This is a genomic window from Streptomyces sp. NBC_00996, assembly GCF_045162675.1.
Taxonomy (GTDB): Bacteria; Actinomycetota; Actinomycetes; order Streptomycetales; family Streptomycetaceae; genus Streptomyces.
This window is the reverse complement of sequence record NZ_CP108723.1, coordinates 7,113,154-7,128,209: the sequence shown is the minus strand read 5'-3', so window position 1 is coordinate 7,128,209 and position 15,056 is coordinate 7,113,154. Positions and strand designations below refer to the sequence as shown.

17 protein-coding genes and 1 pseudogene are annotated in these 15,056 nt (G+C 69.3%); 6 read left to right on the top strand and 12 right to left on the bottom strand.

Going from position 1 to position 15,056, the window contains the following annotated elements:
• Window positions 1-278 precede the first annotated feature (278 nt).
• A complete protein-coding gene (locus OG390_RS33535; RefSeq protein WP_406173102.1) occupies window positions 279-1,385 on the top strand; it encodes a threonine synthase in 1,107 nt (368 codons plus the stop codon).
• 161 nt (window positions 1,386-1,546) lie between these two features.
• Here OG390_RS33535 and OG390_RS33530 read toward each other — a convergent pair whose 3' ends face one another.
• Entirely contained in the window at window positions 1,547-1,993 is a 447-nt protein-coding gene (locus OG390_RS33530) for a MarR family winged helix-turn-helix transcriptional regulator (RefSeq protein WP_406173101.1), read from the bottom strand.
• 150 nt (window positions 1,994-2,143) lie between these two features.
• On the opposite strand from OG390_RS33530, the gene OG390_RS33525 reads away from it, so the two are divergent.
• Window positions 2,144-3,127, top strand: coding sequence for an SMP-30/gluconolactonase/LRE family protein (locus tag OG390_RS33525; RefSeq protein ID WP_406173100.1), 984 nt, complete (start codon window positions 2,144-2,146; stop codon window positions 3,125-3,127).
• Between the two features lie 31 nt (window positions 3,128-3,158).
• On the opposite strand, the pseudogene OG390_RS33520 reads toward OG390_RS33525, so the two are convergent.
• Window positions 3,159-3,468: pseudogene (locus OG390_RS33520) on the bottom strand (helicase-related protein); the annotation flags it as partial.
• On the opposite strand from OG390_RS33520, the gene OG390_RS33515 reads away from it, so the two are divergent.
• Both OG390_RS33515 and OG390_RS33510 read left to right on the top strand, forming a co-directional pair.
• Window positions 3,361-3,657 (top strand): hypothetical protein, encoded by a 297-nt coding sequence (locus tag OG390_RS33515; protein ID WP_406178390.1) that lies wholly within the window; start codon window positions 3,361-3,363, stop codon window positions 3,655-3,657. The pseudogene OG390_RS33520 and the gene OG390_RS33515 overlap by 108 nt on opposite strands.
• 1,381 nt (window positions 3,658-5,038) lie before the next feature.
• Window positions 5,039-6,514: an ATP-binding protein gene (locus OG390_RS33510; RefSeq protein ID WP_406173099.1), complete on the top strand. Its 1,476-nt coding sequence runs from the start codon at window positions 5,039-5,041 to the stop codon at window positions 6,512-6,514.
• A gap of 87 nt (window positions 6,515-6,601) precedes the next feature.
• Here OG390_RS33510 and OG390_RS33505 read toward each other — a convergent pair whose 3' ends face one another.
• The 7 genes from OG390_RS33505 to ychF all read right to left on the bottom strand — a co-directional run bounded on the left by OG390_RS33505 (window position 6,602) and on the right by ychF (window position 11,274).
• Window positions 6,602-7,015, bottom strand: a complete 414-nt coding sequence (locus OG390_RS33505) for a hypothetical protein (RefSeq protein ID WP_406173098.1) — start codon at window positions 7,013-7,015, stop codon at window positions 6,602-6,604.
• 260 nt (window positions 7,016-7,275) lie between these two features.
• The gene (locus tag OG390_RS33500) at window positions 7,276-7,482 is read right to left on the bottom strand and encodes a hypothetical protein (protein WP_406173097.1); all 207 of its coding nucleotides are present in this window, start codon (window positions 7,480-7,482) and stop codon (window positions 7,276-7,278) included.
• A 288-nt stretch (window positions 7,483-7,770) separates the two neighbouring features.
• Window positions 7,771-8,016, bottom strand: a complete 246-nt coding sequence (locus OG390_RS33495; protein WP_406173096.1) for a hypothetical protein — start codon at window positions 8,014-8,016, stop codon at window positions 7,771-7,773.
• A gap of 263 nt (window positions 8,017-8,279) precedes the next feature.
• Complete coding sequence (locus OG390_RS33490; RefSeq protein ID WP_406178000.1) at window positions 8,280-9,086, bottom strand: helix-turn-helix domain-containing protein; 807 nt, start codon at window positions 9,084-9,086, stop codon at window positions 8,280-8,282.
• A gap of 23 nt (window positions 9,087-9,109) precedes the next feature.
• Complete coding sequence (locus OG390_RS33485) at window positions 9,110-9,619, bottom strand: DUF6879 family protein (RefSeq protein WP_406173095.1); 510 nt, start codon at window positions 9,617-9,619, stop codon at window positions 9,110-9,112.
• Window positions 9,606-9,821, bottom strand: coding sequence for a hypothetical protein (locus OG390_RS33480; protein ID WP_406173094.1), 216 nt, complete (start codon window positions 9,819-9,821; stop codon window positions 9,606-9,608). The genes OG390_RS33485 and OG390_RS33480 overlap by 14 nt, the downstream gene beginning before the upstream one ends.
• Window positions 9,822-10,185: 364 nt before the next feature.
• The gene (ychF, locus tag OG390_RS33475; RefSeq protein ID WP_406173093.1) at window positions 10,186-11,274 is read right to left on the bottom strand and encodes a redox-regulated ATPase YchF; all 1,089 of its coding nucleotides are present in this window, start codon (window positions 11,272-11,274) and stop codon (window positions 10,186-10,188) included.
• A gap of 175 nt (window positions 11,275-11,449) precedes the next feature.
• Here ychF and OG390_RS33470 point away from each other — a divergent pair, with 175 nt between their 5' ends.
• Entirely contained in the window at window positions 11,450-12,046 is a 597-nt protein-coding gene (locus tag OG390_RS33470; protein WP_406173092.1) for a DUF6542 domain-containing protein, read from the top strand.
• 78 nt (window positions 12,047-12,124) lie between these two features.
• Here the strand turns inward: OG390_RS33470 and ppgK are convergent, their stop codons facing one another.
• The 3 genes from ppgK to OG390_RS33455 all read right to left on the bottom strand — a co-directional run bounded on the left by ppgK (window position 12,125) and on the right by OG390_RS33455 (window position 14,520).
• Window positions 12,125-12,874 carry a polyphosphate--glucose phosphotransferase gene (gene ppgK / locus OG390_RS33465; RefSeq protein WP_406173091.1) on the bottom strand — a complete coding sequence of 250 codons (750 nt, stop codon included), beginning with the start codon at window positions 12,872-12,874 and terminating at the stop codon, window positions 12,125-12,127.
• Between the two features lie 29 nt (window positions 12,875-12,903).
• Window positions 12,904-13,932, bottom strand: a complete 1,029-nt coding sequence (locus OG390_RS33460; protein WP_406173090.1) for a 4-hydroxy-3-methylbut-2-enyl diphosphate reductase — start codon at window positions 13,930-13,932, stop codon at window positions 12,904-12,906.
• 171 nt (window positions 13,933-14,103) lie between these two features.
• Window positions 14,104-14,520: a hypothetical protein gene (locus OG390_RS33455; RefSeq protein ID WP_406173089.1), complete on the bottom strand. Its 417-nt coding sequence runs from the start codon at window positions 14,518-14,520 to the stop codon at window positions 14,104-14,106.
• Between the two features lie 73 nt (window positions 14,521-14,593).
• On the opposite strand from OG390_RS33455, the gene OG390_RS33450 reads away from it, so the two are divergent.
• Window positions 14,594-15,049 carry a MarR family winged helix-turn-helix transcriptional regulator gene (locus OG390_RS33450; RefSeq protein WP_406173088.1) on the top strand — a complete coding sequence of 152 codons (456 nt, stop codon included), beginning with the start codon at window positions 14,594-14,596 and terminating at the stop codon, window positions 15,047-15,049.
• The last annotated feature ends 7 nt before the right edge of the window (window positions 15,050-15,056 follow it).

The following is a 15,056-nucleotide window of genomic DNA, read 5'->3' as shown; positions in this document are numbered from 1 at the left end:
GCGACACGGGCGGGGACGTAATGGAGGTTACGAACGCGACGATTCGGACGGTCAGCGACCTGACGGCGCGTTGGGCGGCCATGGCGTCGCAGGGCACGGTTTTCTCGGCGGCCGGAGTGTGGCCCCTGCCCGGCGAGGAACGGATGGGCCCGGGGCAGGTGTCGAGCGCAGCATAAGGGTCCTGCAGCGCCGCAACGCGGCTGCTCTGTACCGGTCATGACACAACGTCGCCACCCGGCACATCCACCCCCTGCTCCACCTGCGCATAACCTGCGCACATGACACCACTGCCGGATTGCTTCTGCCCCACGGACGGCACCCGCGTCCCGGCCGGCTCCCTCACCTGGTGCTGTCCGGTCTGCCGCGGACCGCTCGATCTGGACTTCGCGCCGACGCCCGCGCCCCTCAAGTCCCTTTCCGGGCGGGTGAATTCACTGTGGCGCTACGCCGAGTGCCTGCCACTGGCCGCACCCACGGTCAGCCTGGGTGAAGGCCGCACCCCCCTTGTCCCCCTCCGTGACGGCATCTCCGCGAAGCTCGACTTCCTCATGCCGACCCTGTCGTTCAAGGACCGCGGGGCGGTGCTGCTGGCCGAGCTGGCGCTGCGGCTGAAGCCCCGGCAGGTGCTCGCGGACAGCAGCGGCAACGCGGGGACGGCGATCGCCGCGTACTGCGCACGGGCCGCACTGCCGTGCACGGTGTACGTCCCCGAGGGCACCTCACCGAAGAAGCTGGAGCAGATCGAGGCGCACGGGGCGCGGCTACGCGTGGTCGAGGGCGACCGGGAGGCAACGGCACGGGCGGCGCGCGAGGCGGCGGACGAGGACGGCGTCTTCTACGCGTCGCACGTCTTCAACCCGTACTTCCTGCACGGTACGAAGACCTACGTCCACGAGCTCTGGGAGGACCTCGACGGACGGCTCCCCGATGTCGTCGTCGTGCCCGTCGGCAACGGCACGCTGCTGCTCGGCGCCGCCCTCGCCGTCGCCGAACTGCACGGCGCGGGCCTCATCGATCGCCGGCCCGCCCTGTACGCCGTCCAGTCCGCGGCGGTCGCTCCGCTGGCCCACGCCTGGTCCGAGGGCGCGGACGACCTCGTCGGCGACACGCCCATGGCGCCCACCTTCGCCGAGGGCATCGCGATTCCGCGGCCGCCGCGGGTACGGCAGATCCTGCGGGCGGTGCGGGAGTCGGGCGGCTCGTTTCTCACGGTGACGGAGGACCAGATCCGGCACGCACAGATGGACTTGGCTTCGCGGGGGCTGTACGTGGAGTCGACGGGGGTGGCTTGCTGGGCAGCTGTTCGGGAGGGGGCGTTGGGGGAGCGTACGGCGGTGGTGCCGTTGTGCGGGGCGGGGCTGAAGACGGGGCTGGCGCGGGGGTAGAGGGTTTCGCCCCCGCCGCCCCTGCCCATTCCCGTACCGGCCTTTCGGCTGCGGACCGGTGGGGGCTGATCGCGCAGTTCCCCGCGCCCCTTTCAGGGGGCGCGGCCCCCAGGGGCGGGACGGGTGGGGGCGGCGGGGGCGGACTCGACGTGTGGCGCTGATCAGACCTGCGGCCGTTCCCTTTCGAGGAGCGCGACGCACCGGCCCAGCAGCCCGACCAGCGCGTCCCGCTCCTCGTCCGTGAACTCGGCGGCCAGGGCGCGCTCGACCCGTACCGCACGGCCGTCCGCGTCGTCCGTGACGGTGCGGCCGTCGTCGGTGAGCCGGGTCTCCAGGACGTTCTTGTGCCACTCGTGCGGGGTGCGCTCGATGAGGCCGCGGTCCTGGAGGTTGTTCAGGATCGTGTTCATGGTCGGGGGCGTGACCACGCAGAGGCGGGCCAGGGCGGCGGCCGAGATGCCGGGGTTGGTACTGAGGTGGAGCAGCGCCGAGTACTGGGCGACGGTCACGCCCGCCGGTTTGAGGACCGCGGTCTTGGTCGCGTTGAGAGCCTGCTCGGCCCGCTTGAGGTGGGAGCCGAGGCGCTCGGACACGGGCATGGACGTCATCTCCGCATGGTAGCGGCGCACGGTATGGGCGATACGAGGATGAGCCCTCACGCATACATAAATACATTGACGATGATTAGAGCTCTAACTTAGATTCCTACTCGTTGCTCTTCCTCAGGAAGTTCGAGAAGCCGACCGAGAGGCACCGTCGTGTCCCGTTCGATCCAGCGCCGCACCTTACTGACCGCCGCCGCCCTGACAGTGGCGGCGACCGCCGTGGGCACACCGCCCGCGACCGCCGCAGCTCGCATCTCCACCGCCTACGAACTGCCCGGCGACCGCGCCTACCCCGAGGGGATCGCGGCCGACCCGCGTACGGGCGACCTGTACGTGGGCTCGTACACCACCGGCGCCGTCTACCGGGCGACACCCGGCCGGCGTACGGCCGAGGTCTTCCTGCCCGCGGGCACGGACGGCCGGAACACAGCCAACGGTCTGAAGGTCGACCGGGCGGGCCGCCTCTGGGTGACCGACTCGGTGTCCGGGGTCGACGTCTACGACCTGCGCTCCCATGCCCTGCTGGCCCGCTTCGACGTACCCGGCGACGCGCCGCACTTCGTCAACGATCTGGCGATCACCGCGGACGGCAGCGCCTATCTGACGGACAGCGTGCGGGAGGTCATCTACCGGGTGACACCGGCCGACCTGGCGCGGGCGGTCTCACACGGCGGCCGCTCCTCGCTTACCACCGCCTACGACCTCAGCGGCGTCGTCGCCCCGCACCCTTCCGGCACCTTCACCCTGAACGGGATCGTCGCGGGGGGCGGCCTGCTGCTCACCGTCGACATGACCGCGGGCGACCTCTACCGGATCGACCTCGCCACCGGTGACGTACGTCAAGTCGCCCTGTACGGCGGCGACCTGGTGAACGGCGACGGTCTGGAGCTCGTCGGCGGCACGCTGTGGGCCGCCCTCAACAGGACCAACACGATCACCCGCTGGCGCCTGTCGGCCGAGGGAACCGCGGCCCGTCTGGAGCGGAGCGTCACCGACACCGCGCTCCAGATCCCGACGACACTCGTCCGCCGGCACGGGCGCACCCTCGTCGTCCGCTCGCAGTTCGACAAGGGCGGGCCGATGGGGCCGGGCACGCCCGAGACCCCGTTCACCGTGGCGTGGGTGCACGGGATCTGACCCACGCTCAGCCCTCTGCGGCCAGCCGTCGCTACTCCTCCTCGACGATGCGTCGGGCGAGCCCGGCGTCCGACACATCGACCGCGTCCGGTGTCGCCTCCGCCGTGTCGCTGCGACGGGCGTAGGCGTCGAAGAGCCGGTCCTTGTTCCGCAGGATGTGCAGAAGGCGGTCGTCCACGCTGTCGGTCGCGAGGAGGCGGTGCACCTGAACCGGGCGGGACCTGGCCCATGCGGTGGGCACGGGCCACGGCCTGGTGCTCCAGGGTCGGTTTGACCTGGGGCTCGCAGAGGACGACGACGGACGCCGCCTGCAGATTGAGGCCGACGCCGCCGGCCTCGATGTGCGGCTGACCCCGCGGGGCCGGCAGCGCCGCGATCCGTTCCACCGTGGCCGCGTCGGCGCGGTCCAGCAGGACGAGAACCTTCACGCCGAGCTTCCCGGCCTCCTCCGTCAGCCGCAGCAGCACGTCCTCGCCGTCCGCCGCGTCGACGATGACCAGTGCGTAACGGCCACCGCGCAGCACCTCTAAAGCGGTCGCCACATCTCCGTGCGGTTCCACCGGGCGCGGCGGATCCAGACGCTCAAGCATGTTGCAAATATCCCAGCGTACGATCTCGCTCGACAAGGAGACGAGAACGCCTTTTGACGCCGCCGATTCCGTGGCGACGGCATCGTATTCCTTGAGCATTACCGAATCCGCAGTTCCGACGCGGCGCGGGTCACGTCCAGCACGAGCGTCCAGGACGCACGCCCCGCCTCCAGCATCGAGACGGCCCACGCCTATCGCACGCTGCTGAAGGAACGGGTCGGCACACGCGGAATGGAAGCCGACCATGGATGACCTCTCCACGATCGACCACCAGGACATCCTCGCCCAGGCGGAGAAGCGCACCAGCATGGTCCTAGATCACAGCCGCGCTGACTGCTCCCACACAACGGGGCGGCAGGGCTTCCGGCGTCGGCGGGCACGTGGCTGCCGGTGGCGTGGGTGAGGCCCGGTGCGTTCAGCGCTCGGTCCGGACGGGGCTGGAGGCGTCCGTCGCGATCAAGGGAATGCCCCGGCCCCGGTGGTTCGCCGGCGCGGTGTGGCACGCGTCGACCGGGGCCTCGTATGGGGGGCTGACGAGATGAGTCTCGCCACCTCCCCAGCGCTCGCCCACCGGCATCATCCAGCAGCATTTCCGTGTGCGCCTCGACGAGGCCCTGCACATCAGCCTCGGTCTCAGCTAGACACGGCGTGACCTCAGTCGTGCCGCCTTTCGCCGTGCGGAACAGGTTCAGGCCCAAGACCTGCCCCTCCTCGGCCAAGACATCGACAACGCCGGGCGGGCGTGAAGACGGGGCGCTCGTCCCAGCCACTCCCTCTCGCCAAGCACCTCACGATCCACGACCCAGCACGGGCGCTTCATGTCATCCCAGCACAATCCCAGCACGGTAGGGATGACCAGGGATGACCAGGGATGATGACAGGTGACGACGGGTCAGCGATCCCAGCACCATCCCAGCACGGGAAACAACAAGGGGCCCGACCCCGAAAGGCCGGACCCCTTCTGACCTGCATGTTTGCCAGATCAGAGACGTGGTGGTAGGTCACCCGCTACACATTGCACCGGAACATCGATCGCACCGCCCCGGCCTGCGGAAACGCAGATCCCGGGCGACGGATCCAGCCACCGCTGCACACCCGGCCGACGCTGCCGAGTCCGGCGAACTCGACCTCACCCACGACGCCGAGACGGGCAAGGCGCCGCGTGCGCGAGCCCCACCGCATCGCCAACTCCGCACCTCAGCACCGGCCCCGCCCGCGCACATCCAGTTAGCGGCATCGCGCACACGTTGACGTAAGTGGAGTTACCATAACTTCACCTATGCAAGCTGCTGTCAGGATCGGCTTCACAAGGAGATCCGGTATGCGCGCCCTTCCCCGTCCGCCCGAGATGTTCGACCGCAGCCGCGAGTGGGCGGCACTGTCCCACTTCGCCACCGATCCGGCCGCAGGCGCCACCCTCGGTGTCGTCTCCGGGCGCCGCCGCCAAGGCAAGACCTTCCTCCTGCGCGCCCTGTGCCAGGCCACCGGGGGTTTCTACTACGCGGCAGAGGAAGCCACCGACGGAGAATCGCTGCGGCAGATCGGCGCCGCGATCGCCGACCGCCTCGGCTCACCTGCGCCGCTCGCGCTCGACGACTGGCATCAAGTCGTCGACACCCTGCTCGCCCTGGGCCGGGACAAGGCGGTGCCGGTGGTCATCGACGAGTTCCCGTATCTGGCCCGCGCCAATCCGCGCCTGCCCTCGATCATCCAAAGTGCGCTGGCCCCGCTACGGACCGAGCGCGACGAGAGCCGCACGCGGCTGTTCCTCTGCGGTTCGGCCATGTCCTTCATGGGGCGGCTCCTGTCAGGCAACGCGCCCTTGCGCGGGCGAGCCGGCCTCGAACTCGTCGTGCCCACCCTCGATCACCAACTGGCCGCCGAATTCTGGGGGATCGATGATCCGGTCACCGCTCTGCGGGTCAACGCGATCGTCGGCGGCACCCCCGCCTACCGTCGCGAGTTCGCCCGCGACGACGCCCCGGCCGACCCCGAGGACTTCGACCCGTGGGTATTGCGCACGGTCCTCTCCCCCACCAGCCCGCTGTTCCGCGAAGCCCGCTACCTCCTCGCCGACGAGCCCGAACTCCACGACACCGCCCTCTACCACTCGGTGCTCGCCGCCATCGCGGCCGGCAACACCAACCGAGGAGGCATCGCCTCGTACCTGGGCCGCAAATCCGGCGACCTCGCTCACCCCCTCACCGTCCTGGAGGACTGCGGCCTGATCACCCGCGAGCCGGACGCCTTCAAGGGCAACCGCACCCGCTTCCGCATCAACGAACCGCTGGTCGCCTTCTACCACGCGATCATGCGCCCCATCTGGTCCGACCTGGAGCACACCCGCGATGCCCGGCGCCTGTGGCAACGCGCCGAGCGCCGTTTCACCGGCAACATCCTCGGCCCCCACTTCGAGCACCTGTGCCGCCACTGGACCCGCCACCTGGCACCCGACGACCTCTTCGACGACTACCCGAACCGAGTCGCCTCCGCCACCGTCAACGACCCGGCGGCCCGCACCAGCCACGAACTCGACGTCGTCGCCTTCGGCCTGGACGACAACGGAAGCTCCCCCGTCCTCGCCATCGGCGAGGTCAAATGGGGCGAGACCATGGGCATCCGCCACATCGAACGCCTCGCCCACATCCGCGGCCTGCTCACCACCCAGGGCCGCCTCGGCGCCGCCGAAGCCCGCCTGGCCTGCTACAGCGCCGCCGGCTTCACCGACGAACTGTGCGAGCGAGCGGAGGCGGACCCGGAGCTCGTACTCATCGAGGCCGCCGACCTGTACCGCTGACAACCTCGGATACGGGCATCGGCACTCATCGCGGCTCGGCCGTCGAACGCCGAAGTGTCCGCCCCCTCCCCGCCTCTGACTTGCGGCCTACTTCCAGGTCGCCTTCAGCCACTTCAGGTCGGTTTCCGCAGTGCGCCGTGCCCGCCGCTCGCGCGTGAACAGCTCATCGGTCTTGGTCAGGACGAGCGTGTACGGGCGGCCCTGGCGCCGGGTCACATGACTCACAGGGAGGCCCGCCAGGTCGATGGCGCTGTGCACGTGCCGCCGTCCGTCCTTGGCCAGCGGCCACTCCACGACCCGCTCGGTGACGGAGGCAAGGAACGCCGCCAGCGGGGCGCACAGATCGCACCCGCACGTGCCCGCACCCGCCCGCCCACTCCCGGCCCCGAGCCCATGGCCCCTCCCGCAGCCGGCCCAGGTGATCGACCAGTCGCCCTCGGTGCGCTGCGGCCCGGCAAGGAACGTGTCCAGGCGCTCGGCGCAGTCCTGCGCGAGCGTCACTAGCTGGACCTGTGGTGCCCCCTGGCGCGGGCCGAGGAGCGCGGGCCGCGCCTGGCCTGACTGCCGGCCACGTCCGCCAGGCCCTCGACGGCACGCTGGGGATCACTCCCCTCAGATCGCCCCTGAAACCGTGGCGCAATCTTGGCCGCTAAGACCCGGCGGTGCGCGCCGGCCGCCCAAGGGGGCATACCCCCACCCCTTCGCCGATCTCGGCTTCCAGGGCACTGGCGCGGCCGACTCCTGCCTGACGTCGCGCGGCGTCAGCGAACGGGTGGGTCCTCGAAGCCCGGCAGGCCCTTGAAGAGAATGCGAGCAAGACGGAGCCGCTCCTCCTCCGACCACTTGACCCTGCGCCACTCCACCGTTATCTGGGGGTTGGTCGTCGACCGGTAGCTGATGACCCCAGGCCGCTCGGCCAGCGACTCTCCTTCGGGTTCATCATGCTCCGGTACCGGCATCTGCACCATGAGTTGGCCTCCCGCCTTTCCGTTCGTCCATCGCTACGTGCGGGGCTTCGTCCAGCACGCACCACACCGGTGTTCAACGAGCCGAGGCGGCTTCCGTACCGACCCTGGTCACCGTGGCGAAGGAGGTACAGGTGCGCCGAAACTCCGGGTGTCCTGTCCGGCCGGTATGGCTCATGCACTCGATGTCCACCGCTGCGCCATCGGCCGACGGCGTCACCTTCCACTCGCACGCCATGCACTCGGCCGCGAAGGTGACGTCAGTGCCTGGCTGCTGTGTGATCCGGTGCTTCACGAATCGCAGGACGGAGCGGGGCACGAAGCGTTCTCCGGTGCCCTCAAGGCCTTTGCCATCTGTTCCGCCACGTCCGCTCGCACCATGCCGATGTGCACGTACGCCGCGCCCTTGTGGGTGACCATCGGGCGGACGCTGCCCCACACGCTCTCAGGGGCGCCGAGGGCGGCAAGAGCCGCCCGCAGTGCCTCGGTTGCCACAGTGGCCCTTGCTCGGCTGTCCCGCCACGTCTGCATGTCCATCACCGGCGCCCTCGCGTCTTGTGCGGGTGGCTTCGGATCTCGACGTCGGCGTCCGTGGCCGCGGACAGGTCTCCCCTGTCTCGCGCCTCCTGCCGTTGTCCTACGAGTGCGGCGCATACATCGCACCCCCGTACCGGTTCCGGAGGCGTCGGTGGAAGTGGCAGGTTCACGGGTCCTGACTGCGTGGTCACGGTCGTTGGCATGGCTACTCCCCGGCTTGGATCTCGCTGCCAATCCATCCTTGGGGCTCTGGCCGAGCATCCCTACCGTCTTTCCTGTTGCCGCAAGAACTCGTCCCTGATGCCCTCGACGAGGCTGCGCATGTCGTCGCCGTAGAGCGCCACCGCGGCGAACCTGTCGAACGTGTCGACGTACGTCTGGACGTCCCGCGGGTCCCGTGTCGTCACCTCCGAGTGGAAGGTCTCGACGATGACGAGGCTGTCGTCGTGGATGCTGAAACAGGTCATGGGGAAGTCCGGCTTCCGGCCCGCTTGAGGGACGACGCCGACGGACACGGCGGGGAGCCTAGACAGGGACGCGAGCCGGTCGAGCTGTACGGCCATGACAGTGGGCTCGCAGATCAGCCACCGCAGTACGTGCTCGCAGATGACGAAGTGGAACGACCGCCCGTCCTCGTACAACGCGGCCTGCCGCTCCAGGCGGGCCGCCACCGTCCGTGCCTTGGTCTCGTCCGGCAGGGCCGGCGGCAGTGAGAAAACCGCCGTGGCGTACTCAGGGGTCTGGAGAAGGCCAGGGATGAGCTGCCCCTGGAACAGCCTGAGCGCCTTCGTGTTGGCCTCGATGCCCTTGATCGTGTTCTGGTGCTTCCACGCCCCCATACGGCGCAGCAGGCGCCACGCTGTGGCTTCCGTGGCCTCGACTCGGGCCGCCGCGAGGAACTGTTCCTTGGCCTCCTCGGACACCCCGAGGGCGGACAGGACGAGGTCGACGTCCTGCACCGTGGGCATGGTCCGGCCGTTCTCGATCTTCGAGAGCTTGGCTGCGGACATGGAAGCCCTACGGGCCACTGCGCTGCCGGTCAGCCCCGATGCCTCGCGCAGTGTCCGCAGTGCTTTGCCGAGGGATTCCGTGGTCAGTGGTGCCGCTCTCGGTAGGTCGCGAACGGCACGGCTCGGGAGAGCGCCAGGTCCCGGTGTCCCCGGTACTCCGGGAGGCGGTCGGCGGGCAGGCGTTCGCCGCCGAGGAACCGGCCCTCGGGTGTGTAGTGCATCCGGTACACGTCGCGGTCGTCGAAGAGCCAGAAGTCATGGTCGGGCAGACCGTCCACGTCCTGTTCGGCCAGGTCGATGATGCCGATCGACTCACCGGCCTTGATGTTGCCGGGGTAGGCCGCCAGCTCGTAGCGCAGGTAGTCGGTCAGCGGGGAGCGCAGGACGTGGACGCGGGACACCTGCTTGCCCTTGTCGGTCATGGACCGCACCCATGGGTTGTCGTCCCACTCCGGCCCCATGTCCTCGCCGGCCAGGAAGCGCGCGATCTCCTCGCGCTCCTCCTCCACGTCGTACTCGGCCAGCGTCTCCAGCCGGAACGCGGTCCGCTCGAACGTTTCGAAGAGGCGCCCGAACTCCTCACCGGTGAGCACGGAAGTACTCCTCCAGAACGGCCACGGGGACCATGACCGCCGTCTCACCCTCGGGCAGGTCGAGCTGCGCCAGCCGCTCAGGGTCGTTGATCACGTAACCCTGTACGACGTACTCCTTGCCGTCGGCCGTGCCCCACAGGGTGGGGCAAGTGCCGTTCTTGCAGTCCGGGTCTCCCGAGAGCTTCCGCAGCGGTGCACCCACGGCTTTCCCCCTCCTGTCGACAGGCTTGGTCAGGGCGATGCTCCCGACCTGCCAACTCTCGGGTCAAGCTCCCCGGCTTTCCAGAACAGGAAACCCGGCAGGCACGGTCGTCAGAGATCCGGCACCCGGGAGCAGCCCCGACCGAAGGCGTTCGCAGGTCTCTGCGCTGCTCTCACGGCCCGGCTGTAGCCCCAGGTCAGGACCGGTACGGGCACCGTCAGCGAGTCAGCACCAAGTCAGCACAGGCCCCGGAAACAGCCTGAAACAGCCTGAGAAAACAAGAAGGGGCCAGACCGTGAGATCTGGCCCCTGACCTGGGGTTTCATGCTCTGACCAGCGGTTCAGCCGATCAAGGAATTACCCGCTACACGTTGAAGCGGAACTCGACCACGTCGCCGTCCTGCATGACGTAGTCCTTGCCCTCCATACGGGCCTTGCCCTTGGCGCGGGCCTCGGCGACCGAGCCCGTCTCGACGAGGTCGTGGAAGGAGATGACCTCGGCCTTGATGAAGCCCTTCTGGAAGTCGGTGTGGATGACACCGGCGGCCTCGGGGGCGGTGGCGCCCTTCTTGATGGTCCAGGCGCGGGATTCCTTGGGGCCGGCCGTCAGGTAGGTCTGCAGGCCGAGGGTGTTGAAGCCGACGCGGGCCAGGGTCGCGAGGCCGGGCTCCTCGGCGCCCACCGACTCCAGGAGCTCCATCGCGTCCTCCTCGTCGAGCTCGGCGAGGTCCGCCTCCAGCTTGGCGTTGAGGAAGATCGCCTCGGCGGGGGCGACCAGGGCGCGCTGCTCGGCCTTGAAGTCGTCGTCGACCAGCTCGTCCTCGTCCACGTTGAAGACGTAGAGGAACGGCTTGGTGGTCAGCAGGTGCAGGTCGTGCAGCAGCTCCTCGTTGCCGGAGCCCTGGACGATGCCCTGCGAGAAGAGGGTGTCGCCCTTCTCCAGGATCTCCTTCGCCGCCTCGACCGCCACGACCTTGGGAGCGACGTCCTTCTTGATGCGCGACTCCTTCTGGAGGCGCGGCAGGACCTTCTCGATCGTCTGGAGGTCGGCGAGAATCAGCTCGGTGTTGATCGTCTCGATGTCGTCCTTGGGCGAGACCTTGCCCTCGACGTGTACGACGTTCTCGTCCTTGAAGGAACGGATGACCTGGCAGATCGCGTCGGACTCGCGGATGTGCGCGAGGAACTTGTTGCCCAGGCCCTCGCCCTCGCTCGCGCCGCGCACGATGCCCGCGATGTCGACGAAGTCGACGGTCGCCGGGAGAATGCGCTGCGAACCGAAGATCGCGGCGAGCTGGGTGAGACGCGCGTCCGGGACGCCGACCACGCCCACGTTCGGCTCGATCGTGGCGAACGGGTAGTTGGCCGCGAGCACGTCGTTCTTGGTCAGGGCGTTGAACAGGGTCGACTTGCCGACATTCGGCAGACCGACGATTCCGATCGTGAGCGACACGTTGCGACTTCCCGTACGTGAGGATGGGCGAAAGGCCCTCGGAGAGCGCGGGCCGATCCACCAGTCTACGGCGTGACCGGGCCCGCAACGGCGACGCATCGAACGCATGGCCAAGGTCTGCTCATCGGCGTGTCTGAGGGGCTATTCCACACATAAAACGACCTAAGTTGGTCCAGTGGAGCAACACAGGACGCGTCCCCCTCGGCCGAGATCGCGACGTGGCATGCCCGTTCCCGCACAGGGCGGGCGCGGCGGGCACGTCGACGTCCGGCGGGGCGCCCCGGTGCCACGGCGGCCCGCGCCGCCGCTGGTCCATGCGGCGCGCAGGGTGCCGAACCCCCGGCTCACCGGGCTGGGCAGCGGGCTGTTCTGCGGTGCGTCGATGTTCGCGCTCGGCTGCCTCGACCAGTTGCTGTTCGGGGCATCGCTGATGGTGTACGGGATGCTGTTCCTGCCCGTGTGTGTGCTGACCGCGGTGTGGGTGCGGCGGGGGGACCTCGTGACCGCGCCCGTCGTCGTACCGATCGCGTTCACCTTCGGGCTGCTGGCGGTCGCCGACCACAGCGGGGGGATCGCGGGCCGTGTCATGGGGCTGTTCACCGCGCTCGCCACCCAGGCGGGGTGGCTGTACGGGGGGACGCTGATCGCGGGGCTGATCGTGACCGTCCGCAAGATCGCGCTCATGAGCCGCCGGGCCGCTCAGCGCAGGGCCCAGGCCGCCGCTTCACGCCGAGCCTTCCCTCCTTCCCGACCGTCTCGGCCGACCGGGTAGCCGGGCTCGAGACGACACCGGGGAGGCCTGGGCCCCATCAGGTCCGGGAGGCCTGGCCCTCGGTCCTCGGAGCCGCGGCTACTGCGCCGTCTTCGCGGCTCTCATCGCCGCTCCCACGATCCCCGCGTTGTTCCGCAGCTGGGCCGGGACGATCTCCGCCTTGATGCCCTCGATGAGGGGCAGGAACCTGTCGGCCTTACGGCTGACGCCGCCGCCGATGATGAAGAGCTCGGGCGAGAAGAGCATCTCCACATGGGTGAGGTACTTCGTGACGCGGCGGGTCCAGTGCTCCCACGTGAGCTCCCCGTCGTCCTTGGCCTTGGTGGAGGCGCGCTTCTCCGCGTCGTGGCCGTTCAGCTCCAGGTGGCCCAGCTCCGTGTTCGGGACCAGCTCGCCGTCGATGAAGAGCGCGCTGCCGATGCCCGTGCCGAAGGTGAGCAGGATGACCGTGCCCCGGCGGTCGTGCCCGGCGCCGAACTGCATCTCGGCGACGCCCGCCGCGTCCGCGTCGTTCAACACGGTCACCGGAAGGCCGCCCAGCCGCTCGCTCAGCAGGGCCCGCGCATCGGTGTCGATCCAGTTCTTGTCGACATTGGCCGCCGTACGGATGGTGGCACCGCCGGTGACCACCCCGGGGAACGTGATGCCGACCGGACCCGTCCAGCCGAAGTGGCCGACGACCTCCTTCACACCGTCGGCCACCGCGTCGGGCGTCGCCGGATGCGGAGTGAGCACTTTGTAGCGCTCCTCCGCCAAGTCGCCGCGGTCCAGGTCCACAGGAGCGCCCTTGATCCCGGAACCGCCGATGTCCACACCGAAGATCTGCATGGCCCTACGTTACGTCGTACGACTGACAGTCACTTCTCGGAGGATGCCTCGGAGAGCGCCGTGCCCGTGCGCTGCTCCACCAGCGCTGCCGCCTCCGCGCGCAGATCGCGGCGCAGCTCCTTCGGCAGCGAGAAGGTGATGGACTCCTCGGCCGCCTTGACGATCTCCACGTCCTCGAAGCCGCGCTGCGACAGCCATTCCAGGACCTGCTCGACCAGGACCTCCGGGACCGAGGCGCCCGAGGTGACGCCGACCGTCGTCACACCCTCCAGCCACGCCTCCTCGATCTCGTCGGCGAAGTCCACGAGGAACGCGTCGCGCGCGCCCGCGAGCTTGGCGACCTCGACGAGCCGCTTGGAGTTGGAGGAGTTCCGCGAGCCGACCACGATCACCAGGTCCGCCTCCGCGCCCATCTGCTTCACGGCCAGCTGTCGGTTCTGCGTCGCGTAGCAGATGTCGTCGCTGGGCGGGGAGATGAGCTGCGGGAACTTCTCCTTCAGCGCGTCGACCGTCTCCATGGTCTCGTCGACCGACAGCGTGGTCTGGGAGAGCCAGACCACCTTGGAGGGGTCGCGGACCTCGACCTTGGCGACGTCCTCTGGACCGTCGACCAGAGTGATGTGCTCCGGCGCCTCACCGGAGGTGCCGATGACCTCTTCGTGGCCCTCGTGCCCGATGAGGAGGATGTCGAAATCCTCGCCGGCGAAACGGACGGCTTCCTTGTGGACCTTGGTGACCAGTGGGCAGGTCGCGTCGATGGTGGCGAGCTTGCCGACCGCGGCCTCGTCATGGACGACCGGGGCGACGCCGTGCGCGGAGAACATGACGATGGACCCCTCGGGGACCTCCGCCGTCTGCTCGACGAAGATCGCGCCCTTCTTTTCCAGGGTCTGCACGACGTACTTGTTGTGGACGATTTCGTGGCGGACGTAGATCGGGGCCCCGTACTGCTCGAGGGCCTTCTCGACGGCGATCACGGCGCGGTCCACGCCCGCGCAGTAGCCCCGGGGAGCGGCGAGCAGGACACGGCGGCCAGGCGAAGCAGTCATGCGTCCCATCGTAAGGCCGCGCTCGGCAGGTCAAAGATCGCCTCCTTGGGGAGACTGATGGGGAGCCGGGAGGGGTGGGGCCCTGCGCGACCCTCGGGAGACACGATGTCCGCCAGTCCTGGGGACCAGGCCCGCTCCGCCGGGTGCGATCCAGGCCGGTACCGCTGCCGCCGGGTGCGATCAGGCCGACACCGCTGGCGGAGTGCGCCGCTTCCCCCACCGGGCCGCGGACGCGAGGTGCAGCGCCGCGGCCACCGTTCCCCCGACGGCCATCCCGGGGATTCCCGACGTCGCCCCGATGAGCGCGTCGCCGGCCTGCACGATCCCGCTGACCAGGAGTACGGGCACCAGGTGCCGGCGGTACCTGCCGGTCAGGCAGGCCAGGACGGCCGCGGTGAGCGGGAGCTGCCGTACGGCATAGGCCTGAACGTAGAGATCGATGCCGCCGCCCGGCGTACCTCCCTGGAGAAGTACGCCGGGGTCGGCCAGCGCCACGACGCAGGAGGCCGCGGAGACGGTCGCGGCGATGGCGTTGGCGATCACGACCCACTTCTCCGCCCTGGGAGCCGTCTTCGAAGCCGCCTGGAAAACAGTCATGCCCTCGCCCATATTCACTCACTCCCCGAATCATTCGAGCTGAGAACGATTCATTGAAGTTAGCATTGGAGTCGTGAACGATGTCAAGGCTTCTCAGGAACCCGACGGACTGACCGGCACACTCGCCTTCCGGCTCGGCACCGTGGGCACGCTGGTCACCGCGCGCTTCGCCGCCGCCGTCGAGGACCTCGGCGTGAAGCCCAAGCACGTGGGGCTGCTCTCCGTCATCGGCTCCGGCGCGCCCGCGTCGCAGCAGGACGTCGCCCGGACGATGGGCGTCGTGCCGAGCCTGGTGGTGACGCTCGCCGACCAGCTCGAAGAGCTGGGCGCCATCGACCGAGTACGCGACCCGGACGACCGGCGCCGCCACCGGCTCGGGCTGACACAAGAGGGGCGCGCCCTGCTCGCGGAATGCACGGCACGCGCGCGCGCCCTCGACGAGGAGCTCACGGCAGGACTGAACACGACGGAACGAGACGCGCTGGCCCGCGCGATGGGCGTACTGGCGCGCGGGGCCGGGCTCCCGTAAACCGTGC

Coding starts and splice junctions, on each gene's coding strand:
- OG390_RS33535 (WP_406173102.1), top strand. CDS start 279: ATGACACCACTGCCGGATTGCTTCTGCCCCACGGACGGCACCCGCGTC.
- OG390_RS33530 (WP_406173101.1), bottom strand. CDS start 1,993: ATGACGTCCATGCCCGTGTCCGAGCGCCTCGGCTCCCACCTCAAGCGG.
- OG390_RS33510 (WP_406173099.1), top strand. CDS start 5,039: ATGCGCGCCCTTCCCCGTCCGCCCGAGATGTTCGACCGCAGCCGCGAG.
- OG390_RS33500 (WP_406173097.1), bottom strand. CDS start 7,482: ATGGTGCAGATGCCGGTACCGGAGCATGATGAACCCGAAGGAGAGTCG.
- OG390_RS33495 (WP_406173096.1), bottom strand. CDS start 8,016: ATGGACATGCAGACGTGGCGGGACAGCCGAGCAAGGGCCACTGTGGCA.
- ppgK (WP_406173091.1), bottom strand. CDS start 12,874: ATGCAGATCTTCGGTGTGGACATCGGCGGTTCCGGGATCAAGGGCGCT.
- OG390_RS33460 (WP_406173090.1), bottom strand. CDS start 13,932: ATGGGACGCATGACTGCTTCGCCTGGCCGCCGTGTCCTGCTCGCCGCT.
- OG390_RS33455 (WP_406173089.1), bottom strand. CDS start 14,520: ATGACTGTTTTCCAGGCGGCTTCGAAGACGGCTCCCAGGGCGGAGAAG.